The sequence below is a fragment of the Haloarchaeobius lipolyticus genome, assembly GCF_051208015.1.
Taxonomy (GTDB): Archaea; Halobacteriota; Halobacteria; order Halobacteriales; family Natrialbaceae; genus Haloarchaeobius.
In genome coordinates, this window is record NZ_JBPKGF010000002.1 from 1,168,766 (window position 1) to 1,189,745 (window position 20,980).

The window sequence follows — 20,980 nt, forward strand, 5'->3', positions numbered from 1 at the left end:
CGTTGTTTCGACTGGAGCTACTCTTCGGTCTCGTCGCCCAGCAGCCGTTCGACCATCACGTCCGGGTCGAACCGCTCCAGGTCGTCGTACTCCTGACCCACCCCGAGGAAGAGGATGGGTTTGCCCGTGACGTGGGCGATGGAGATGGCCGCGCCGCCGTTGGAGTCGGCGTCGGCCTTCGTCAGAATCGCCCCGTCGATGGCCGCGGCCTCGTTGAACTTCTTCGCGCGCTGGACCGCGTCCTGTCCGGCGACGGCCTCGTCGACGAACAGCGTCATGTCCGGGCCGACGACCCGCTCTATCTTCTCGAGCTGGTCCATCAGCCCCTCGTTCGTGTGGAGCCGACCGGCCGTGTCGCCAAGGACCACGTCGACGTCGTGCGCCTCGGCGTACTCGACGGCGTCGTAGATGACCGCTGCTGGGTCTCCGCCCTGTTCGTGAGCGATGAGCTTCGTGTCGAGGTTGTCCGCGTGTTCGCGGATCTGCTCGTTCGCGCCGGCACGGTAGGTGTCACCGTTGGCCATCACGGACGAGTAGCCTCGCGCTTCGAGGTAGCGCGACAGCTTGGCGATGCTCGTCGTCTTCCCGACGCCGTTGACGCCGGTGAAGATGATGACGAGGGGCTTGTCCGCCTCGGCGATTCGCGCATCGAAGTCGAACTGGCCGACCGAGATGACGTCGTAGAGCGCGTCACGCAGGGCGTCCTCGACGATGGTCCCCGTCGAGGTCGTCATGCTCCGGCGCTCCCCGATGAGGTCCTCCTTGATGTTGTCGAGAATCGCTTCCGCGACGCTCATCTCGACGTCGGCTTCGAGCAGGGCCATCTCCAGCTCCCAGAGGGGGTCTTCGAGGTCGTCCTCCTCGATGACGAACTTGCCGGTCGCGGCCGCCTTGAGCTTCGAACCGAAGCCGGTCGACTTACTCGACTTCTCCGGTTCGGTCTCGTCGGCTGCCTCGGCTGGTTCCGCGTCCGTCGACGCGTCGACCGCGTCGTCGACTCGCGGGTCCTCGCTGGGGACCGACGCGGCACCGGCGGGCTCGTCCTGCGTCGGCTCGCTGGTCTCGCCGGTCGCCGCCGGCGGGCCGCTGTCTGCCGACTCGGTCGAGCCTTCGACCGCCGCTTCGGCCACCTCGGTGTCGGTCACGTCGTCGACCACCGACTCGTTCTCGTCGGCCGCCTCGGCCGGTTCCGCGTCTGCCGACGTCTCGACCGGCTCTGCGTCCGGCTCCTCGACGTCAGCGTCGGTCTCGGCTGCTTCCGCCTTCTCCTCGGCCGTCTCCTCGACGTCCTCGCGGAAGCTCCCCAGTTTCTTCTTCAGGCTGTCGAACATCGGTCGCTACTCGTCGTCGCCCTCTTCCTCCTGCATCTGCTGCATCTGCTGCATCTGCTGTTGCATCTGCTGCTGACGCATCTGCTGGACCTGCTCCTCTATCTCGGCGTTCTCGTCCTCGAGCTCCTGGATCTCCGCTTCGACCTCTTCGATGCGGTCGTCGATGGTGTCCTGCTTCGTCTCGAGGGTGTCGATGGCGCCGTCGCGGTCCTGCTCTGCCGCGTAGCCGCCACCGAGGCCGACGACGACCTCGTCGATGTCCTGCACTTCGGCGCGGACGTAGGCGCCGCCGCCGATGGGGACCTGCACGAGCGACTCGGTCTCGAGTGTCTCGAGTGCCTCGATGGCCTCGTCCATCTCGGTCTGCTCGTCGCGGAGGTCCTCTATCTCCTCTTCGAGCTCTTCGATCTCGGCCTGAATCGCCTGCATCTCCTGCTGGAGCTGCTGGGCCTGACCGCCACCACCGCCCATCATTGTGCCTTCACCTCCTCGATCTCGATCTGGGTGCGCTTGAGGTTGTGCTTGCTACCGAAGTTCGAGAGCGTGTGCTCCCGTGCGAGGTCCTCGTTCTCTGCTTCGATGGTCGTCTCGAACGGGCTCATACCGTCCCGTGTCTGGAACTTCCCGCGGACAGTAAACTGACTCATGGTCGAGACTCGGGGAGCGAGATGGAAGAATCTTCCCTTCTCGATAGCGGTCGACGGAGAAGTGGGGCCTCAGTCGATGAGGCCGAGTGCGTCTTCGATGCGGCCAAGTTCGGGGCCGGTGGTCTCCTCGCCAGCGACGTAGCCGTAGTCGTTGACGACGAGCCCGGAGCCGACGAGCGGGGCACCGTAGTTGATGGTGCCGACGTCGGCGGGGACGCCCAGCAGGTCCTCCAGGAAGTCGAGTTCCTCGTCGGTCGACTTCGGGTGACAGAGGACGCCCTCGTTCGTAGCGACGGCGGCGGTACCGACCGTCCGGACACCGGCGAGATCACCGCGTTCGACGGGTACCTGGAGGGTGTCCTCGACGACCGACACTGCCTCGTCGGAGAGGTCCGGGTGGACGTACGCCCCGGTGTCGTTGGCGAGCACGATGTTCCCGGCGGCGTTGCGCCGGCCCGGGAGTTCGCCGATGGGGAGGTCGACCACGTCGGCGATGCGGTCGCGTTCACGCTCGGTGACGCGACTCGTCACGACCAGTCCGTTGGAGTTGCCAGCGACTAACGCGCCGACCGTGGACGAACCGGCGATGGTCGTCGGAATTGCGGGTACCTCGAGCTCGTCGGCCATGGCGTCGCGGATGGACTCCTCGACGTCTGGTCTGCAGAGGAAACAGACGTCGGTTGCCCGCGCGAACACGCCGACGTACGGGGACCCGGCGAACGCGGTTCGAAGCACGTTACTCCGCGTGTTCGGCTTCCACGACGGCCTCGCCCTCTTCGTCGAAGCGGGCGGCACGGACGCGAAGCTTGCTCGGGGGCTTCTTGCGGCCGCGCGACCAGATGGCCTCGTTGATCGACGGGTCCAGACGGACCTGGTCCGACTCGACCTTGAAGTGCTGTGCGAGGTGGTCGCGGATGAGCGTCATCGCCTTGTCGGCGCGCTTGTGCTTCGCTTCCGCGTTGACGTCTCGGAGCGGCACGGTGACGACACGCTCCTCGAATTCGTTCGAGCTCATTATTCGTCGGTGTCGTTACGCCGCCAGTTTCGGCGCTTGGGGTTGCGCTGGACGTCCATGTTAGTCTTGAGCATGACCCACGCAGGAACGCGGCTGTTCTGACGCTCCAGCTTGGCGAGTCGCTTCTTCTTGGCCTTCGATTTCTTACCCATAGTGGACGGAGATACCCTAGCCTCGTTTAAAATGTTGTTCTTTTCGAGCCGTGAGCGCCCGACGGGGCGCTGCATCTCCCTGGCACGCGGGGGACGTCAACTGGTGTTCCAGAGGAAGTGACGAACCATGGCTAACAGGTTTGGCCGACCCGTTTCCCGTCTCTGTCGCCTATCTCGACGCACACGATGACAGACGCGAGTGACGACCGTCGACGAACGCGACGCGCGGTGCTCGCAGGAACGGCCGGCGCGGTGGCGACGCCGGCGCTCACGGGAGCGGTGACGGCCCGGGGGAGTACACAGGCGAGCCGACAGTTCGTGTTCGAGACGCCGAAAGACTTCTCCGGAGAGCTCGAGGGTAACTGGCTCGTGGTGGCCGACCAGGTGGACGACGTCGACACGAGCGGCGTCGGCGGCTGTACGAACGCGAACTGGTCGCCCGACGAGTCCCGTGCCTACGAGGCCGTCCTCACGGACAAGCTCGAGCGGGACCCGAAGGGTGCCGAGGTCCAGCTCGTGAGCGCCGCGAGCGGGGACGACATCGAGTCCGGACAGGTGTTCCAGATCAGCTCGGCGAAGGACTGCGCGAACGGCTACGTCACGGTCGACGCCGTGGTGGTGCCCGAGGAGAAGATGCCGGAGGGGACCGAGACGACCGTCCCGAACACGGCCGACGGCAGCCAGGGGCCACTTCCGGGCTTCACGAGCACCGGCTCGTTCGCGGCGCTCGCGACGCTCGTCGGCTGGGCGCGCTGGCGGGACTGATGCCGGCGGACTGACGCTGGCGGACTGATGCCGACGGGACACGGACGTCGGGAGACTGCCGCTGGCGGGACTGCCGCCGGCGGAATACGGACCCCCGCTGGCCTCAGAGCGGGAACCGTTCGACCGTCTCGTAGTTCGGTCCCGCTTGTGTGAGTGTGCTCTTCGTGAGACGTACCTCTGTCACGCGCATCTCACCACCGTCGGGGTCCCCCTCGCGGACGCACTCCTGGACCCGTTCCTTCCCGCCGGAGTGCTCCATCCGGGCGACGGTGACGTGCGGCGTGAACGAGTGACCCTCGGGTTCGAACCCGATGGCGGTCGTCTCCGCCTCGATGCCCTCGTGGAGCGCGCTCATCTCCGCCGACCCGTCGCGGACGCCGAGCCAGACGACGTTGATGTAGTTCAGCGACGGGAACACCCCGAGGCCGCCGAGCTCCGCGTCGAACGGGTCCACGTTGGCCGCGTCGACGCCCGATTCGATGGCGTCGACGACGGCGGGCAGTCGCGCCTCGCTCACCTCGCCGAGGAACTTGAGCGTCACGTGGCACTGGGCCGGGTCGGTGAAACGCAGCCCCGTCGCGTCAGAGAGACAGTCCTGCACCGACGCGACCTGGTCCGCGAGGGCCGCGGGGAGGTCGATACTGACAAACAATCGCATGGTTCTCCAGTCGACGGACGATGACTTGAAACTGTCTTCCGTTCAACCGGTTGTTCGGGGCGGGGGTCTCCCTGCCTCGGGCTGGCCATCCGTGGGCGTCAGGCCCGCCTGCAACCGTTGTCGGGGCACGTCGTAGTCCTTAACCGTCCGCACATCCAATCGCGTCACATGACCGACCGCGAGCGAAAGCACGAGTTCTCCGAGGGACAGGGCTTCTCGGACCCCTACGACGAGTTCGACCTCGACCCCCCCGAACTCGGCGTGGACCCGACGAAGGTCGACCCCGTCGACTCGCGCGTCCTGACCGACCTCCTCGACCGCGAGAACATCGACGCCGACGCCGTCGACGCGAGCGAACTCGTGGACGTGGGCCTGAACTACATGGGCATCAACCGCCACGAGCAGGCGGCCGATACGTTCGAGCGCGCCGCCCGATTCGCCGAGGACGAGATGGTGCAGCAGGAGGCGTGGGTGAACAAGGGCGTCGCTCACGCCGAGATGGAAGAGTGGGACGAGGCCATCGGTGCCTACCGGGAAGCGCTCCACATCGACGCCGAGGGCGACCACGCGGCCGACGCCGAGACGAACCTCGCCTACGCGCTCTGGGAGTCCGGCGACGTCTCCCTCGCGCTCGAACACGCCGAGCGCGCCGTCGAGATCGACCCGCGCTTCCCGCAGGCGTGGTACAACCGCGGGTTCTTCCTGCTCGAACGCGGCCTTGCCGAGGACGCCGTCAACGCCTTCGACAACGCGGTCCGCCTCGGGATGCGGAACGCGACGCTGCTGGAGGAGAAGGCGCGCGCGCTCGAAGAGCTGGGCCGTGACGAGGAGGCGGAGGAACTCGCGGACGAAGCCGAGGAGATACGCAAACGGGCCGAAGAAGAGATGGTGAGATGATACTCAACGAGCGACAGACCGAGGAAGGGCTCCTCGTCTCCCTGTGCGACGCCGACGTCCTCGGCGAGACGTTCGAGGAGGGGAAGATAACGCTCACCGTCTCCGAGGAGTTCTACGGCGGTGAGGAGGTAGAGGAGTCCGTCGCAATCGACAGCCTCCGTCGCGCGTCGGTGGCGAACATCGTCGGCCGGCGGTCGGTCGACGCCGCCGTCGAGGCTGGCATCATCGACGAAGCGAGCGTGCTCGCGGTCGAGGACACGCTCCACGCACAGCTGCTGCGACTCGGCTAGGGATTCTGCGACACGTATCGTGCTTCTGTAGCTCGTCCACGCCTGCTGCGACACGGCTACGAAGACGTTCTTCAGGAGAGAATCCGATGTAATCCGCCACTGCACCGTCGGGAACCGACGCTGTCGACAGGGGTCACCGTCGAGGGCTCAGGAACTCTCTCTCCCCGCGAACGACGATGAGGTAGCCGACGGCGACGCTCAGGAGGAACTCTGCCTCGACGACCGGTGACCCTGCGGTGTGGGCCGTGGTCAGGATGACGGTGGGCGTCACCAGCAGCGTGAACACGACGACGGTGACGATCCACACGTCGAGCAGACGGCGCATACGCCGACCCAGACGTCCTGCCGGCAAAAATTTCTCGATGTACTGAGGAGTCGGCGCTACCCCTCCGTTTCCACTCGAACTCGGGCGGAACGGGCCGCTGCCGCTCGGACTCGGTCGACCGGCGCACGGGCGACGGCAGCACGCGCCCGGACCGAAGGACAGTTGGGTCTCTGGCCCTCATGGACAGGCAATGAGCACCCAGACGACCGACCCCCTCAACGTCGAACGTATCCGGGAGGACTTTCCCATCCTCGACCGCCAGTTCGACGGGACGGACCTCGTCTACCTCGACAACGCCGCGACGACGCAGACGCCCGAACAGGTCGTCGACAGCATCGTCGACTACTACTACGGCTACAACGCGAACGTCCACCGCGGCATCCACAATCTGAGTCAAGAGGCCTCCATCGCCTACGAGGAGGCACACGACCGCGTCGCCGAGTTCATCGGCGCAGCCGGCCGCGAGGAGATTGTCTTCACGAAGAACACGACCGAGAGCACGAACCTCGTCGCCTACTCGTGGGGCCTGAACGAGCTCGGCCCCGGCGACGAGGTCGTTCTCACCGAGATGGAACACCACGCCTCGCTGGTCACCTGGCAGCAGATAGCCAAGAAGACCGGTGCCACGGTGAAGTACATCCCCATCGACGAGTCCGGCCAGCTGGACATGGACGCCGCGGCGGAGCTCATCACCGACGACACGAAGCTCCTCTCGGCGGTCCACGTCTCGAACACGCTCGGGACCATCAACCCGGTCTCCGAGCTGGTCGACCTCGCTCACGACCACGGCGCGCTCGCCTTCATCGACGGCGCGCAGGCAGTCCCGACCATGCCGGTCGACGTCGACGCCATCGACGCGGACTTCTACGCCTTCTCCGGCCACAAGATGTGCGGCCCGACCGGCATCGGCGTCCTCTACGGCAAGGAACACGTCCTCGAAGGAATGGAGCCGTACCTCTACGGCGGCGACATGATAACGAAGGTCACCTACGAGGAGTCGAAGTGGAACGAGCTGCCCTGGAAGTTCGAGGCCGGTACGCCCAACATCGCCCAGGGAATCGCCCTCGAGGCCGCTATCGACTACCTCGACGACATCGGGATGGAGCGCGTCCAGGCCCACGAGGAAGCGCTCGCCGAGTACGCCTACGAACGCCTCTCCGAGGAGGGCGACGTCGAGATCTACGGTCCGACGCCGGAGCAGGGACGCGGCGGCCTCGTCGCGTTCAACCTCGACACGGTGCACGCCCACGACCTCGCCTCCATCGTCAACGACTACGGCGTAGCCATCCGTGCCGGCGACCACTGCACTCAGCCTCTGCACGACAAGCTGGGCGTCGCCGCCAGCGCCCGCGCCTCGTTCTACGTCTACAACACCCGGGACGAGGTCGACGCTCTCATCGAAGCCGTCGACGAGGCGCGGCAGCTGTTCGCCTGACCCGGAACACCCACCGTTTTTGCAATCGCCCGTTCTCGACTGTCTATGGACCTCTCCGCTATCCGCGACCGCGCCCGGACCTACTTCGGTGGTCTCTCACCGACCCACGACTGGCACCACGTCCAGCGGGTCGCCGCCAACGCGAAGCGACTCGCGTCCCAGTCCGGTGACCCGGTCGACGAGGACGTCCTCCTCGCCGCGGCGTGGCTCCACGATGTCGGCCGCAAGCGAGAGGACGCTGGCGAGATAGACTGCCACGCCGAGTGGGGCGCAATAGAAGCGCGCGACATCCTCGCCGGGTTCGACGTGGACGAGGCGCGAATCGACGCCGTCGCCCACTGCATCCGCGCCCACCGATTCTCGAACGACGTCGAACCCGCTACCGCGGAGGCGAAACTACTCTCCGACGCCGACAACCTCGACGCCATCGGCGCGGTCGGTCTCGCCCGGACGTTCGCACACACCGGCGAGTTCGAGCGCCCTATCCACGACCCCGACCTTCCACCGGAGGCCGACGACTCGGCGGCCGGCCGGACCGCGTTCAACCACATCCACAAGAAGCTGTTGCGGCTCGAATCGCGCATGTACACCGACGCTGGTCGCGAATTGGCCGCCGAGCGGCACGCCTTCATGGAGCGTTTCGTCGAGCGGTTCGAGCAGGAGGCCGGCGGCAGTATGGGAGACCGATAGCTACTCGTCCCGTTTCGCGAGACGACGTGCCGCAGCGACCGCACCACCCACCGATGCGATCCCTGCGAACAGGCCGAACCCTGGTGTTTCGTCCGCTGCCTCCGCGGGTTCCTTCGTCGCGGTGTCGGTCTCGGTTGGTCCTTCGTCCGGGCTCGTTCCGGTCTGTGACGTCTCCGGCGGGTCCTCCGGGGTCGTCGCCGCGTTCGTAGTCGTCGTCTCGACCTGCGGCTTCGGCCGCGGTTCCATCGTCGGCGCAGGCTCGCCCTCGCTCGATGGTTCGGGGAACAGGTAGACGGTGGCCTGCTTCCCGCTCTGGTTCTCCTCGCGGGACAGGCTCGGGTCGTAGAAGCTCGTCGCGACGAAGCCCTCGTGGATGGGTTTCGCCGCCCAGAACGAGGTGGTCTCGGGCTCGCTCCACGCCCCGAGCAACGTCGGCTCGGCGAGGTCTGAGACGTCGTAGACGGCGACGCCCCCGGCGTACCACGAGGCGTAGAGCCGGTCGCCACGGATGCCGAGATTGTGCGAGGTCGCGTCCGAGTCCGGACCGAGCGGCGTCTGGATGATGCTCTCGCGGGTTCCGTCGCTCCCGTCTCGCGACCACAGCTCGATACCGCCGGGCCCGCCGTCGACCTCGGTCTCCTCGTCGTCCCAGGCCTCCTTGCCGACGAAGACAGCGTTTCCGTCGGCGGTCGGCTGGACGTAGTGGCTGTTGCCGGGCAGTTCGATGAACTCTGGCGAGAACCCGCGGCCCGAGCGACCGGCTCCCTCGAGGTAGCGGGGGTCGTGCCCCCCGAACCGGGTGATGGCGTTCGGGTTCGCCGGGTCGCTCACGTCCACCAGCCACGTGCCCGCGTCCCAGTACGCGACGTAGAGCACGTCGTCCTGCACGTAGATATCGTGCGTCTGCCTGAAGTTCTCACCCGCGTCTGCCCAGGCCTCGTCGGCGTCGCTCGCCTTCCACGAGCCGACCTTCCCCGGGTCGTCGCCGGAGACGTCCCAGAACATCGTCGGCGCCCCGGGCGACGGACCGGCGGTCAGGTAGGCGACCCCGTCGCGGAGGAAGCAGTTGTGGATCGCGTGGCTCGTCCGCTGGAATGCGATGCGCTCCGGGTTCGCCCGGTCCGACACGTCGTAGACGAAGAAGCCGACGAGGTCACTATTTCCGCCGTTGGGTCCGGCGACCAGTAATCGGTCGTCGTCGTACTTCACGTCGTAGATGGCTTCCATAGGTCCCTCGCCGTCGACCGTCAGGTCGCGTTCCTCGGCGAGCATCTGGGGGTTCGAGGGGTCGCCCACGTCGAGGATGGCGAAGCCGTCCTGGGTCGCGACGAAGACGGTCTCGCCCGACTCGTCGACGACGACCTCGGTCGCGCCGTCGAGTTCGAGCGTGGCGGCGGGGTCGAGAGCTGTCGAGTCGGCTGGCTGTCGGTCGGTTCGTCGGCTCGTCGAGTCGGTCGCTGTGACGCCGGCAGCGAACGCCGGGATGGCTGCGAGGCCGCCCAGCAGGGTGCGGCGGGTCGGTCGATACGGCTGTCGCGATGGTCGGAGGGCCATGTCACCACGCAACTCTCTGTGGCGGTATAGTGATTTATCAAATATCTGTTTCACATACCGCGGATGCCAGCGGCTCACACGCGCTGCGGAACGTTTTTCCCGAGGACTACCCTACGACCGACAACGATGGGAATGGGCTCGGACATGTACCGGCAGCAGATTCTCGACCACTACAAGAACCCGCGGAACTACGGGGAGATGAAGGACCCCACGTTCACGCACGTGGGCGAGAATCCGATGTGCGGGGACGAGATACGGATGGACGTGAAGCTCGACGAGGACGAGGAGACCATCGAGGCGGTCGCCTTCCGTGGCGACGGCTGTGCCATCTCGCAGGCCTCCGCGAGCATGCTATCGAGCAAGCTCCGCGGCAAGACCCTCGACGAACTCGCCGAGATGGATCGCGACGACGTCGTCGACATGCTCGGCGTCGAGATCTCGCCGATGCGCATCAAGTGCGCGGTCCTCGCGGAGAAGGTCGCCCAGGACGGGGCGGAGATCTACCTCGGCGAGAAGGACCTGGACAAGACGTCGACCGAAGAAGACGACGACTGATCTTCACCCTCTTCCGAGCGCCGCCGCCAGCGCGAGCAGGTAGCCCGGCCCCTGCTTGACCTCGTGGTACTCGTTGTGGTCCCTGCCGCTACCGCGGATAAATTCGAAAACGTTTGTTTTGCGGGATTTTCCCTCTCTCAGCGACCGGTCCCTACTGAGGCGTGATTGTCCAAGTATCGAACTATACTACCTGCCCGCACCGCTGCGTTCTCCGATCCAGTCGCTCGCGACGACCAGTACCGCCACGGCGACGCTGAGAACGACCTGGAGCGAGAAGCCGACGGCAGCCTGAAGCCCGGCGACGTGGGCATACCGGAGCAACCAGATGCCGAGGAACGCGTAACCGAACGCGGCGTACCCCATCGCGAGGCGTTCGAAAAGCGGGCTGGCGTCGCCGAGTGCGAGCCAGACCCCCACGACCGCGAGGAGCCCGGTGAACAGCCCACCGAAGAACCCGACGATGCCACCAGGGAGGTCGGGAATCTGTGACGCGAGGAGTCCACCGACGAGCAGGAACGTGGTCGCCCCGGACCCGAGGGCGACGAGGAGGCGTCGAGTGTCCATACGAGGCTGTACGCGCTCCCCGGGCGAAAGTATTTCACCTGTGACATGACGTGGCGTCGTTCCCCTCGCCCCCGGAAGTTTCCTCGGAACAGTGTATGAGGCTACACGATGGCCGCAGGCGAGCACATCCAGACGCGAATCGACCGACTCGAGTCCGAGTACGGTGATTTCCCAGTCGAGACCGCGGTTACCGACCTGTCGGCACCGGACTACCAGCGTGCACGCGAACTCGACGACCGGGGCGTGCCCGGCGCTTCCAGGGTCTGGGTCGAGCGCGGCGAGGAGGCGCTGTTGGTCCGTGAGCAGGACCGCACCGACTCCTGGGGTGTCGCAGGTGGCCTCATCGATCCCGGAGAGTCCGCAGTTCAGGCTGGTGAGCGTGAGCGGTGCGCCTCCACTCACCCGCCGACCGCATCTGGGACGAGCGATTCGACTCTGCGACGGAACCGTAGAAACGAACCGTGACAGGGACTGCGTCCCCTACTCCGGCTTCAGACCGCCGTCCTGCACGCGCATGACGGCCTCGCCGTCGGCGAGGTTCGGCGCGTCCACGAGGCGGACGATACGCTTGTCGCCCTTCGACTTGCGGAGGTACATCCGGAAGGTGGACTTGTGACCGAGGATGTTGCCACCGATGGGCTGGGTCGGGTCGCCGAAGAACGAGTCGGGGTTCGAGGCGACCTGGTTGGTGACGAGGACGGCGCAGTTGTACAGGTTGCCGACCTTGTCGAGGTCGTGCAGGTGCTTGTTGAGCTTCTGCTGGCGCTGGGCGAGCTCACCACGGCCGACGTACTCGGCGCGGAAGTGGGCGGTCAGCGAGTCGACGCAGAGCAGGCGGACGGGCCACTCGCTCTCCTCGTGCTCGCTGGCGAGCTCCTGTGCCTTCTCGGCCAGCAGCATCTGGTGGTTGGAGTTGAAGCCCTTCGCGACGTGGATCTTGTCGAGGAAGTCCTGGACGAGCTCGTCCATCGTCTCGTCGTCGTCGATGCTGCCCTCCATCTCGCGGTCCTCGAGGGTCGCCTCGAGCGCCTCGTCCGGGAGGCCGCGGACCATGTCGTCGATACGCTCCGGGCGGAACGTGTCCTCGGAGTCGATGAAGATGACGGAGCCGCGGAGGCCGCCGACCTCCTTCGGGAGCTGGACGTTGACGGAGAGCTGGTGGGTGACCTGGGACTTACCCGCACCGAACTCACCGTAGACCTCGGTGATGGACTGCGTCTCGACGCCGCCGCCGAGGAGGTCGTCGACCTCGTCGATCTGCCAGCTGAGCTTGCCGATCTCGTTCCGGCGTTCGAGGACCTGCGAGCCGGTCTCGAAGCCGCCGATGTCTGCTTCTTCACGCGCCGCCTGCACGATGTCTGCGGCGGTGGACTCGCCGACGTCGGCCGTGTTCGAGAGTTCCGACGGGGAAGCGACCGCGATGCCCGCGAAGGAGTCGAAGCCCGCGTCTCGGAGTTTGTCTGCTGTCGCCGGTCCCACACCAGGGAGTTTCTCGAGGTCTGCGTCTGCCATACAACAGGCTGGGGCGGGTTTCCACATAAACCCTCGTTAACAGGGGAGTGAAAGTGAAAGTGTGCGACTGCGCGGGGGTGGTGCGGAACGGTTTCCCGGGGTTTACCCGTGAAGCGGAACCGACGGGCTCGCCGAGACGCACGCGAGCGGCCTCGTCCGAACTCCCGCTTCCGATGACTTTACCATCGCCCCACCGCTTCGATGTGACAGTGGATCCGTCCCGTATCTTCGAGGAGTTCCCCGCACCCTCCTACCGCGGAAATCAGGAGCAGGCGCTCTCGGACATCGCGGACGCGTTCGACGCCGGCAACGACGTCGTCCTCGTCCGCGCACCCACCGGGAGCGGTAAGTCCCTCCTCGCGCGAGCCGTCGCGGGCTGTGCGGCCCGCGCGGACGCGGTCGCCCCGAGCGAGGCCAGCGGCGCCTACTACACGACGCCGCAGGTCTCACAGCTCGACGACGTGGCGGCCGAGTCGATGCTGGACGACCTGAACGTCATCCGCGGCAAGTCGAACTACAAGTGCATCCTCCCGGGCGAGCGCGACACGCCGGTCAACCGGGCGCCCTGCGTGCGCGAGAAGGGCTACGACTGTACGGTCCAGCACCGCTGTCCGTACTTCTCCGACCGCGCCATCGCCTCGAATCGGAACATCGCCGCGATGACGCTCGCGTACTTCATGCAGACCGCCGGGTCGGAGGTGTTCCGCAAGCGCGACGTGGTCGTCATCGACGAGGCACACGGCCTCGCCGAGTGGGCCGAGATGTACGCGACCATCGACCTCGGCCCCCGCACCGTCCCGGTCTGGGAGGACCTGAAGGTGCCCGACCTCGATTCCGTGGAGCGGACCGCGAAGTACGCCGAGAACGTCGTGCAGACGCTCACGCGGCGGAAGGACGAGCTCGTCTCGAAGCCCGCGCTCACGCCCGACGAGGTGTACATGCGCGACCGTCTCCAGGAGCGCATCGGCGAGCTGACCTGGTTCGTCGACGACTACCGGGACCCGCAGTCCGCGACCGAGTGGCTGGTCGACCAGCCCGATGGTGAGGGTGGACAGGTCACCATCAAGCCGATGAACCCGGAGAAGTACCTCCAGCACACCGTCTGGGACCGCGGCAACAAGTTCGTCCTGCTCTCCGCCACGATACTCAACAAGGACGCCTTCTGCCGGCAGGTCGGCCTCCCGCCGGACAACACCGCCCTCGTCGACGTCGGCCACACCTTCCCGGTCGAGAACCGACCGCTGTACGACGTGACCCAGGGCAAGATGACCTACGAGCACCGCGGGGAGACGCTCCCGAAGATCGCCCGCGTCATCACGCGCATCATGCAGGAACATCCCGACGAGAAGGGGCTCATCCACTGCCACTCCTACGGCATCCAGGAGAAGCTCGCCGACCTGCTGCGTGACTTCGGCGTCGGCGAGCGCATCCGCGTCCACTCGCGGGAGAACCGCGACGCGGAACTGGAGTCGTGGAAGGCCTGCGACGACCCGGAGGTGTTCATGTCCGTCAAGATGGAGGAGGCGCTCGACCTGAAGGGCGACCTCTGTCGCTGGCAGGTGCTCTGCAAGGCGCCGTTCCTCAACACCGGCGACTCCCGCGTCGCCCACCGGCTCGAACAGGGTCAGTGGGCGTGGTACTACCGCTCCGCCCTGAGAACCGTCATCCAGGCCTGCGGCCGGGTCATCCGCGCCCCCGACGACTACGGCGACACCTACCTCGCGGACACCAGTCTCATCGACCTGTTCGACCGCGCGAAGAGCGACACCCCGCCCTGGTTCGCCGAGCAGGTGAACCGCCTCTCGAAGCCCGACCTGCCCGAGTTCGCCCCGAACGACGCTCTCGCGGCGTTCGACGGCGCGAGTGTGCGAGGGTCGCGCCGGAAGGAGACCTGGCGGGAGGGCGGAGATGGAGGCAGCGACGGCGGCAGTGGTAGCAGTAGGAGCGGCGGCGGAAGCAGCAGTACCGGCGGTGCCAGCGCCGGGTCGGGCAGGAACACCGACGACGACGGCTACCCGACGAGCCGGTCCAGCCGCCGCTCGCGGCGCTCACGGTCGCCGATGGCCGACGTGTGGGACACCGACGGTTAGAGCGCGCCGATGACGCCCACGACGGAAGAGAGCACCATCAGCCCGACGAAGACGAGGGCGATGAGCTGCTGACGCGAGAGTCCGAACATACTGGTCCATCTCTGCTCCGACTGCTTCAACCTCTCGGCCTGATTCCGCCCCGTTTTAGCGACGTCGCACCAACCGACGAGCATGTTCGAGAATCTGCGTGCCGGCTGGTCGCGACTCGCGCGGCCGATGGGACTGGCCCTGACGCTGGTCGGTGTGCTGCAGCTCCGTGCGCCCGAGAGGCTGCTGTCGACTGCTGGGAAGGGATGCGACCTGCTGCTCGACGGCGAGTTCGAGCCACGGGAGGGGAGCGAGCGACGGGTGAAGCTGGTCGGCGTGCTGCTGGTCGCGGCGGGGTTGCACCTGCTGTACTGGGGCGGCGTGCTGCCGCGAAAATCGTAGGCCGTTCTCGGTTCAGTTCGCCCGTCGAACCGTGTACGCCACCACGGCGACGAGGCCGGTCCACTTCACCACGTCGCCGAGCAGGCTCGCGAAGACGCCGACCAGTTCTCCGACCTCGCTGAAGAGACGGCTGTTCAGCAGGTGCGCGAGCGCCTCGAAGACGAGGGTCTGGACGAGGAGGACGATGACCGCCTCGACGAACCACGCGGCGAACAGGACGGCGAAGACGGCGACGGCGATTCTGGGGAGCTCTGAGAGGAGCCAGTCGCGGTCTGTGGAGGGGCGGGTCATACCGGTATTGTGTCCGGATTCGGTATAGTTCTTGTCGGTGGAATGAGCGTCGAACGGGATTCGTGTCGAGTGTAGCTTCGAGAATCAGTCCACGAATCACGATGGCGACGAGAGACCGCCCCGCCCCGCACAGCACCACTGCTCACGGCTCACTTCGTTCGCCGTTCGCCACGAGGCGACTCTGTCGCCTCGCTCTCCTCCCCAGCCGACTCGGCGCTCCGCTTTCGCTTCGCGCCTCGTCCCTCGCGCGACTGTGACCGCCGGCCCTCACTCTCGTTCGGGCCAGCGGTCAGCGCGCGCCAGAATGCAGGTGTCTTCGTCGCCGGCTCGGAAACTCCAGACTCAGTCGACTCGCGCGTCCAGAACCACGTGCCAGACGCCCTCGCTGTGGCTCTTGACGCGGCGCTTGTCCAGTATCTCGACCGCTCGCCCTTCCTTCTCGGCGGCCGCTTCCAGCCGCGAGACGGGACGGTCCCACAGCAGGTCCTCCGGCGTCGTCGCGTGCATGTGCAGGATGCCGCCGGGTTCGAGGGCGTCGAGGGCCGAATCGAGATATGCGTGAGCGTCGTAGTAGCCCATCACGACCCGGTCGGCGGTGGCCTCGACGTCGCGGCAGTCGCCGAGGACGAGCGAAACGCGGTCGAGGACGCCGTTGAGGTTCGCGTTCTCGCCGAGGAACCTGAAGGATTCGGGGTTCTTCTCGACGGCCGTGACCTGCGCCCCGGCGCGGGCCATCGGGAGCGTGAAGTAGCCGATGCCGGCGAACATATCGAGGACGCGCTCGTCCTCGTCGACGACCTCGCCCATCCGGGCGCGCTCGGCCTGGTTGCCGGGCGAGAACATGACCTGCGAGAGGTCGAGCGAGTACCGGGTGCCGTGCTCGGTGTGGACCGTCTCGGTATCGCCGAGCCCGGCCACGACGCGGGTTTCGGGCTGGCGGAGCTCGCCGGTGACGCCCTCGTGGGCGCAGACGGTGTCGGCCTCGCCGTGGAGTTCGAGCAGCGCCTCGCCGATGTCCTGTTCCTCGACGTCGCTCCAGCTGTCCAGCGAGACGAGCACGACGGAGCCGACGACGGCCCAGGAGGCGGGCGCGTCGGCGACCGAGTCGTCGTCCCAGCCGCGCTCTCGCAGGAGGGTCTCGAGGTCGGGCGCGCGGGGTTCGGGGTCGGTCTGCCGGACCACGTCGAGCACGTCGGTCGACTCCGGCGGGTCGAGGATGGGGAGGGCGACCGTCTCCGTGCCGTACTCGCGGACGCGGCGGGAATCGTCGTAGACGCCCTCGTCGCGGAGGCTGGCGATGGCTATCTCGGCATCGGGTTTGGCGACGACGGCGGCGAGGTCGGCCGGCTGGTCGCCAGCCGATAGGACGGGGTCCGAGTCGCCCGCGTCGTCACTCATCGTCGGGCAGGATGTGCAGGCCGGCGCGGCTCTTGAGCACGCGGACGGTCTGGCTGTCGGGGTCGAAGTAGTCGGGTCGGGAGATGGTCTTCGCCTCGAACGTCTCGGGGTCGAGCACCTGCACCGCGTGGTCGTCCTCGACCGTGACGACGGTGGTCTCCTCGCCGTCGTCGAGGTCGCCAAGCTTTCTGGCGTCGGGCGCGTCGCCCTCCTCGAAGCTGGCCTCGTACCGCTCGCCGGTCGTGAGCCGGACGCCCTTGAGGTTGCCGTGGGCGCTCCGGACGAGGACCGGGCCGTCGGTGTCGTCGTCGTCCATCAGCTCGATGACGTCGCCGGGGATGAACGGCGGGAGCCGGACCGCGTATGTGACCCGGTATACCTCGTTGCCGTCCTCGTCCTCGGTGACGAGCGTCTCGTGGTCCTCCCACGAGCCGCCGAACTCCTCGATGACCTTGTTCGAGATCTTCTTCCCGATGTTGTTCGTCGAGACCTTGATGTCGAGACCGTCCTTCTCCTCGCCCATCTCGGTGATGAAGGCGTGACGGTCGCCCGTCGCCTCCATGTCCGCGACGATCTTGTTCGCTATCTCCTTCGAGCGCTCTATCTCCTCGTTCGTGGGCTTCCGACCGGCCGCCCGGACCTGCACGATGGACGCGTAGTAGTCGCCGGAGATGCGGCCACAGCGGGTACAGGTCTGCCGGGAGATGAGGACGGGGACCGTGACCGACGCCTCGCGGAACTGCCCGCGGACGATGCCGGTGAAGTGACAGTGCATCCTGATGTTGTTCTGGTCCACCTGCTCGGGCTCGACCTCCCAGCCGACCTCGTCGACGTCGACGTGGACGGCGAGGGCCTGGGCCACCTCGTCGATGGCGACGTCGGTGTAGTCCTTCGCGCCGACGTCGACCCAGCGGTTGCCGCGGTGGACGGCACCGCAGGTCGCACAGACCATGACCTCGATGCGGTCGGGCGCGTCGACGAGTTCGAACTGCTCGAAGTAGCAGTCGTCGCAGACGCCGACGCCGGACTTGCCCAGCGGGTCGCTCGCGGCGACGTCCGACATGGGGTCGCCACAGCGGGGACAGAACGTACGCTGGTCGCTCATTTGACCGTGTTTCGCCGTTCAACGGTAAAAGGAACGCGGCTTCAACAGCAGGGCCCTCCTGGACGGCGACTATCGCCTTCCGGGACGGCAATCATCGCCATCTCTCAGACCGCGGCGAACAGCTGCCCCGCGAGCATCGCTCCGCCGATACCCGCCGCCATCGTGGCGATGAGTCCGAAACCAAGCGAGGTGAGCAGGGCCGCGACGACGCCGACGAGGTACATATCGACCCACGGCGGGTCGCCGCCCGTAACCTGTTCGCGGTACGTGACTCGCGCGTTCGCCTGGTCGGCGGATTCGTAGATGACGCCGTCTTGCGCCTGCGGGCGATGCGTCTGCTGGAGACGGTAGAGGCGGACGGCGAGGTACGCGGTGAACAGAGAGAGCGTGACGCCGATACAGACGCCGAGGAACACCCCGGCGTAGAAGAGGCCCGCGAGGTCGCCGACAGCGACGACGAGCGTCGTGAGAACCGGCGGCCCGAGGACGACCGTGATGCCGCTGACCGTCCCGACGAGACACGCCGTCACCAGGACGAACCCCGTCTCGACGAGCGGGGACTCTCGGGTACCCATCTCCGTCGGTAGACGCGGGCATGGTATCTATGTGTACTGGCCAGCGACACGTTCCCAGCCCCTGGCAGAGACGGTCCTGTCGGGGACGGAGCGTGTTTCACCGCGCCGACGTGTTTTAGTCCACGCGTTGCCTCACTGAGAGTATGAAATGGAAAGCGGACAGGGGCCTCCAGTTCCGGATGTTCCTCACGATGTTCCTCCTGGCGACGGTCTACATCGTGTTCATCGCCGCACTCGCGTTCTACACGAACGGGTCGCTCCTGGTTATCGCGATGTTCTTCGCTCTGTTCAGCATCGCGCAGTGGTACTTCAGCGATAGCCTGACGCTGTGGAGTATGGGCGCGAAAGAGGTCTCGGAGGACGAGTATCCGCGACTACACGCGACGGTCCAGCGGCTCTCCCAGCAGGCCGACATCCCGAAACCGAAGGTGGCCGTCGTCGACTCCCGCAACCCGAACGCGTTCGCGACGGGCCGCTCGCAGAAACACGCAGCGGTCGCCGTCACGACTGGCATCATGCGGACGCTCGACGAGGACGAACTCGAGGGCGTGCTCGCACACGAGCTCGCGCACATCAAGAACCGCGACGTGATGGTCATGACCGTCGCCTCGTTCCTGTCGACCATCGCGCTCCTCATCGTCCGCTGGGGGCCGTGGCTCGGCGGGGGGCGGAACCGTAACCAGGGTGGCGTCTGGGTCGCAATCGCGGTCTCGCTCGTCGTCTGGATAATCTCGTATCTGCTCATCCGCGCCCTGTCGCGTTACCGCGAGTTCGCCGCCGACCGCGGCGGAGCCATCATCACGGGCAAGCCCGCCGCACTCGCGTCGGCGCTGATGGCCATCGACTCGGAAATGCACCGGGTGCCGACGGACGACTTCCGCGAGCAGGCGGAGATGAACGCGTTCTTCATCATCCCCATCTCGGGCAGCATGATAACGCGCCTGTTCAGCACCCACCCGCGGACCGAGAAGCGCATCGAGCGCCTCCGCCAGCTCGAACGTGAGATGGAGTCGTCCCGATGAGGCTCGACCTCGTATGAACCGGCGCGACGCCGCCATCGCCGCCCTGCTCGTCGGGCTCGCCGTCGCCGCCCATCCACTCTACCTCGACGTGAAGCCGGGCGAGACGAAGGTCTACCTCGACGTCGACCCGGCTTCGGCTGCCGTCGGCGAGGTCGACGACGAGCGGGTCGTGAACTTCACCGACCTCCCGAGACGAGCCCAGACCGCGGTCGAGGCTGCGGCAGAGACCGGCGACGCGAGCCTCTGGCTCGGGACCGACTCGGCCGCCGTCGACGCGCTCGCGAGCCACGACTACGTCCGGTGGGACGGCCAGCTCTACCGGTCACGCGTCGAGGCCCGCGAAGGTCTGTTCAGCCGGGTCGACACCGTCGTCTCACCGCTCGTCTCGCTCGTCGGCGTCATCGCCGCGCTCCTCGGGGGTCGGACGCTCGTCGACGTGGCCGCGAAGGGCGGCACCTAAGACGCCCCCGGTCCACCTCCCGGCTATGGGGCTGCTGGATTCACTTCGTGCCGCACTCGGGCTGAAAGCGGAGGCCGACGCGACGCGCGACGCCGACCCGGACGACCTGTTCGGGATGAGCACTGCGTACATCACGATGTCCGCGGAGCTGGGTTTCGACTCGACCGGCGACGCGGCGCTCTGTTTCTCCTCGGTCGACAGCACCGATTTCACGGACACCGTCTCCGAGGTCGAAGCGATTCTCACCGCGGGAGAGGACGAGACCGGAACCGAGTTCACGGTCAGCGAGGACGACCACGGCTACCACTGGGTCGTCCTCCACGACGACGATCCCGAGGACCTCGTCACGAGTATCCACTTCGCCGCGGACACGTTCATCGACCGGGGATACGGTTCTCGCCTCCTGATGGCCTTCTTCGCATTCGGACAGGACGACCGTCTCGCCTACTGGGTCTACTCGTTCCGCCGGGGCGCCTACTACCCGTTCGTCCCGAAGCGAGGGAAGAAGGACCGCGACAGCGGCACCGAGTTCAAGCTGGAGAGCAACCTAGACGGAGAGCTCGACCTCGAGAAGGAGAAGGAGTACTGGTACCCGATGTACGCCAGCTCGACCGGGAAACATCCCTGGGAGTGACATCGGGCTGCGGCACCGGGCTACTCTTCGTGCGCTGGCAGGGCGGCGACGTCGGCCGCCGTCGGCTCGTCGGGTAGGCGTTCGATGCAGTCGAAACAGAGGAAGTGACTGGAGTCGTCGCTGTCGAACTCGAGCGTCATGCCGCCGCCGTCCTCGACGTCGCTCCCGAAGGTCCAGAGGTCGCTGATGCCGCCGCGTATCCTGACCGGTTTTCCACAGCCGTCGCAGGGGTCGCTGCTCACGATTGTCCTGAAACGTCGGACGGGGTTAGGCCTTCTGTCCGGCCCGCCGGACGACCCAGCCGAGGCCGACCGCCAGCAGGTACAGGTAACAGACGAACAGGATGGCCACCGTTGCAGCCGTCTGTTCGACGAGTGGGAGCAGCTCCTCGAAGAGGTTCCAGCCGACGACGAGGAGATGTCCGGGGAGTTGTAGTACCTGTACCGACGTGAGCTCCGCCATCGCCACCAGCGAGAGCAACAACGCGAAGCTGACCGCTGCTTCCCGGTTGAACAGCGGGCCCGTCAGCCGTGGTCGTGCCGCCACCATGTGACCACGTTATTGGACATCTACGTAATACCTTCGG

The 20,980-nt window shown here is 66.6% G+C and carries 29 protein-coding genes; 12 read left to right on the forward strand and 17 right to left on the reverse strand.

Translation table 11 applies throughout. The features are described from left to right. Positions 1–17: 17 nt before the first annotated feature. The 6 genes from ftsY to ACSC1Y_RS08940 form a co-directional block, all read right to left on the reverse strand. The gene (gene ftsY, locus ACSC1Y_RS08915) at positions 18–1,331 is read right to left on the reverse strand and encodes a signal recognition particle-docking protein FtsY (RefSeq protein ID WP_435334474.1); all 1,314 of its coding nucleotides are present in this window, start codon (positions 1,329–1,331) and stop codon (positions 18–20) included. Between the two features lie 6 nt (positions 1,332–1,337). Next, a complete protein-coding gene (gene pfdA / locus ACSC1Y_RS08920; RefSeq protein ID WP_435334653.1) occupies positions 1,338–1,802 on the reverse strand; it encodes a prefoldin subunit alpha in 465 nt (154 codons plus the stop codon). Further along, positions 1,802–1,978: a 50S ribosomal protein L18Ae gene (rpl18a, locus tag ACSC1Y_RS08925; RefSeq protein ID WP_435334476.1), complete on the reverse strand. Its 177-nt coding sequence runs from the start codon at positions 1,976–1,978 to the stop codon at positions 1,802–1,804. Before rpl18a ends, pfdA begins: the two co-directional genes overlap by 1 nt. Positions 1,979–2,047: 69 nt before the next feature. Next, complete coding sequence (locus ACSC1Y_RS08930) at positions 2,048–2,713, reverse strand: translation initiation factor IF-6 (RefSeq protein ID WP_435334477.1); 666 nt, start codon at positions 2,711–2,713, stop codon at positions 2,048–2,050. A 1-nt stretch (position 2,714) separates the two neighbouring features. Beyond that, positions 2,715–2,993, reverse strand: coding sequence for a 50S ribosomal protein L31e (locus ACSC1Y_RS08935; RefSeq protein WP_435334478.1), 279 nt, complete (start codon positions 2,991–2,993; stop codon positions 2,715–2,717). Next, on the reverse strand, positions 2,993–3,145 hold the full coding sequence (locus ACSC1Y_RS08940) for a 50S ribosomal protein L39e (protein ID WP_435334479.1): 153 nt from the start codon (positions 3,143–3,145) through the stop codon (positions 2,993–2,995). The genes ACSC1Y_RS08935 and ACSC1Y_RS08940 overlap by 1 nt, the downstream gene beginning before the upstream one ends. A gap of 186 nt (positions 3,146–3,331) precedes the next feature. Here ACSC1Y_RS08940 and ACSC1Y_RS08945 point away from each other — a divergent pair, with 186 nt between their 5' ends. Next, positions 3,332–3,910, forward strand: a complete 579-nt coding sequence (locus tag ACSC1Y_RS08945; RefSeq protein ID WP_435334481.1) for a hypothetical protein — start codon at positions 3,332–3,334, stop codon at positions 3,908–3,910. Positions 3,911–4,013: 103 nt separating this feature from the next. Here ACSC1Y_RS08945 and thpR read toward each other — a convergent pair whose 3' ends face one another. Then, positions 4,014–4,568, reverse strand: coding sequence for an RNA 2',3'-cyclic phosphodiesterase (gene thpR / locus ACSC1Y_RS08950; protein ID WP_435334482.1), 555 nt, complete (start codon positions 4,566–4,568; stop codon positions 4,014–4,016). 168 nt (positions 4,569–4,736) lie between these two features. Here thpR and ACSC1Y_RS08955 point away from each other — a divergent pair, with 168 nt between their 5' ends. Beyond that, entirely contained in the window at positions 4,737–5,465 is a 729-nt protein-coding gene (locus tag ACSC1Y_RS08955) for a tetratricopeptide repeat protein (protein ID WP_435334484.1), read from the forward strand. Beyond that, positions 5,462–5,755: a DUF424 domain-containing protein gene (locus tag ACSC1Y_RS08960; protein WP_435334485.1), complete on the forward strand. Its 294-nt coding sequence runs from the start codon at positions 5,462–5,464 to the stop codon at positions 5,753–5,755. The genes ACSC1Y_RS08955 and ACSC1Y_RS08960 overlap by 4 nt, the downstream gene beginning before the upstream one ends. Before the next feature lie 133 nt (positions 5,756–5,888). Here ACSC1Y_RS08960 and ACSC1Y_RS08965 read toward each other — a convergent pair whose 3' ends face one another. Then, on the reverse strand, positions 5,889–6,080 hold the full coding sequence (locus ACSC1Y_RS08965) for a hypothetical protein (RefSeq protein ID WP_435334486.1): 192 nt from the start codon (positions 6,078–6,080) through the stop codon (positions 5,889–5,891). Positions 6,081–6,270: 190 nt separating this feature from the next. On the opposite strand from ACSC1Y_RS08965, the gene ACSC1Y_RS08970 reads away from it, so the two are divergent. Together ACSC1Y_RS08970 and ACSC1Y_RS08975 are read left to right on the forward strand one after the other, a co-directional pair. After that, positions 6,271–7,515 carry an aminotransferase class V-fold PLP-dependent enzyme gene (locus ACSC1Y_RS08970; RefSeq protein WP_435334487.1) on the forward strand — a complete coding sequence of 415 codons (1,245 nt, stop codon included), beginning with the start codon at positions 6,271–6,273 and terminating at the stop codon, positions 7,513–7,515. Between the two features lie 45 nt (positions 7,516–7,560). Then, the gene (locus ACSC1Y_RS08975; RefSeq protein ID WP_435334488.1) at positions 7,561–8,205 is read left to right on the forward strand and encodes an HD domain-containing protein; all 645 of its coding nucleotides are present in this window, start codon (positions 7,561–7,563) and stop codon (positions 8,203–8,205) included. On the opposite strand, the gene ACSC1Y_RS08980 is transcribed toward ACSC1Y_RS08975, so the two are convergent. Continuing rightward, positions 8,206–9,759 carry an LVIVD repeat-containing protein gene (locus ACSC1Y_RS08980; RefSeq protein ID WP_435334489.1) on the reverse strand — a complete coding sequence of 518 codons (1,554 nt, stop codon included), beginning with the start codon at positions 9,757–9,759 and terminating at the stop codon, positions 8,206–8,208. Between the two features lie 126 nt (positions 9,760–9,885). Here ACSC1Y_RS08980 and sufU point away from each other — a divergent pair, with 126 nt between their 5' ends. Then, positions 9,886–10,314, forward strand: coding sequence for a Fe-S cluster assembly sulfur transfer protein SufU (gene sufU, locus ACSC1Y_RS08985; RefSeq protein WP_435334490.1), 429 nt, complete (start codon positions 9,886–9,888; stop codon positions 10,312–10,314). A 186-nt stretch (positions 10,315–10,500) separates the two neighbouring features. Here the strand turns inward: sufU and ACSC1Y_RS08990 are convergent, their stop codons facing one another. Further along, complete coding sequence (locus ACSC1Y_RS08990) at positions 10,501–10,878, reverse strand: DUF8147 domain-containing protein (protein ID WP_435334491.1); 378 nt, start codon at positions 10,876–10,878, stop codon at positions 10,501–10,503. Positions 10,879–10,986: 108 nt separating this feature from the next. On the opposite strand from ACSC1Y_RS08990, the gene ACSC1Y_RS08995 reads away from it, so the two are divergent. After that, positions 10,987–11,343, forward strand: coding sequence for an NUDIX domain-containing protein (locus ACSC1Y_RS08995; RefSeq protein ID WP_435334492.1), 357 nt, complete (start codon positions 10,987–10,989; stop codon positions 11,341–11,343). A 15-nt stretch (positions 11,344–11,358) separates the two neighbouring features. Here the strand turns inward: ACSC1Y_RS08995 and radA are convergent, their stop codons facing one another. Next, positions 11,359–12,390 carry a DNA repair and recombination protein RadA gene (gene radA, locus ACSC1Y_RS09000; protein WP_435334493.1) on the reverse strand — a complete coding sequence of 344 codons (1,032 nt, stop codon included), beginning with the start codon at positions 12,388–12,390 and terminating at the stop codon, positions 11,359–11,361. 209 nt (positions 12,391–12,599) lie between these two features. Between radA and ACSC1Y_RS09005 the strand changes: the two genes are divergently transcribed. Both ACSC1Y_RS09005 and ACSC1Y_RS09010 read left to right on the forward strand, forming a co-directional pair. Further along, positions 12,600–14,480, forward strand: coding sequence for a helicase C-terminal domain-containing protein (locus ACSC1Y_RS09005; protein ID WP_435334494.1), 1,881 nt, complete (start codon positions 12,600–12,602; stop codon positions 14,478–14,480). A 171-nt stretch (positions 14,481–14,651) separates the two neighbouring features. After that, positions 14,652–14,909, forward strand: a complete 258-nt coding sequence (locus ACSC1Y_RS09010) for a hypothetical protein (protein WP_435334495.1) — start codon at positions 14,652–14,654, stop codon at positions 14,907–14,909. A 12-nt stretch (positions 14,910–14,921) separates the two neighbouring features. On the opposite strand, the gene ACSC1Y_RS09015 is transcribed toward ACSC1Y_RS09010, so the two are convergent. The 4 genes from ACSC1Y_RS09015 to ACSC1Y_RS09030 form a co-directional block, all read right to left on the reverse strand. Further along, positions 14,922–15,200: a hypothetical protein gene (locus ACSC1Y_RS09015; protein WP_435334496.1), complete on the reverse strand. Its 279-nt coding sequence runs from the start codon at positions 15,198–15,200 to the stop codon at positions 14,922–14,924. Positions 15,201–15,542: 342 nt separating this feature from the next. Then, positions 15,543–16,598, reverse strand: a complete 1,056-nt coding sequence (locus tag ACSC1Y_RS09020; protein ID WP_435334497.1) for a class I SAM-dependent methyltransferase — start codon at positions 16,596–16,598, stop codon at positions 15,543–15,545. Next, the gene (locus tag ACSC1Y_RS09025; protein WP_435334499.1) at positions 16,591–17,703 is read right to left on the reverse strand and encodes a 60S ribosomal export protein NMD3; all 1,113 of its coding nucleotides are present in this window, start codon (positions 17,701–17,703) and stop codon (positions 16,591–16,593) included. Before ACSC1Y_RS09025 ends, ACSC1Y_RS09020 begins: the two co-directional genes overlap by 8 nt. A 104-nt stretch (positions 17,704–17,807) precedes the next feature. Further along, a complete protein-coding gene (locus ACSC1Y_RS09030) occupies positions 17,808–18,278 on the reverse strand; it encodes a hypothetical protein (protein WP_435334501.1) in 471 nt (156 codons plus the stop codon). Positions 18,279–18,421: 143 nt separating this feature from the next. On the opposite strand from ACSC1Y_RS09030, the gene htpX reads away from it, so the two are divergent. Genes htpX through pspAB form a run of 3 tightly spaced genes read left to right on the forward strand, consistent with a single transcriptional unit; the run spans position 18,422 to position 20,394 of the window. Further along, the gene (gene htpX, locus ACSC1Y_RS09035) at positions 18,422–19,300 is read left to right on the forward strand and encodes a zinc metalloprotease HtpX (RefSeq protein WP_435334502.1); all 879 of its coding nucleotides are present in this window, start codon (positions 18,422–18,424) and stop codon (positions 19,298–19,300) included. Positions 19,301–19,313: 13 nt separating this feature from the next. Next, entirely contained in the window at positions 19,314–19,760 is a 447-nt protein-coding gene (locus ACSC1Y_RS09040; protein WP_435334503.1) for a hypothetical protein, read from the forward strand. Between the two features lie 25 nt (positions 19,761–19,785). Further along, positions 19,786–20,394: a PspA-associated protein PspAB gene (pspAB, locus tag ACSC1Y_RS09045; protein ID WP_435334504.1), complete on the forward strand. Its 609-nt coding sequence runs from the start codon at positions 19,786–19,788 to the stop codon at positions 20,392–20,394. A 20-nt stretch (positions 20,395–20,414) separates the two neighbouring features. On the opposite strand, the gene ACSC1Y_RS09050 is transcribed toward pspAB, so the two are convergent. Both ACSC1Y_RS09050 and ACSC1Y_RS09055 read right to left on the reverse strand, forming a co-directional pair. Beyond that, entirely contained in the window at positions 20,415–20,636 is a 222-nt protein-coding gene (locus ACSC1Y_RS09050) for a DUF7561 family protein (protein ID WP_435334505.1), read from the reverse strand. Positions 20,637–20,661: 25 nt separating this feature from the next. Then, positions 20,662–20,943, reverse strand: coding sequence for a hypothetical protein (locus ACSC1Y_RS09055; protein WP_435334506.1), 282 nt, complete (start codon positions 20,941–20,943; stop codon positions 20,662–20,664). Positions 20,944–20,980 lie beyond the last annotated feature (37 nt).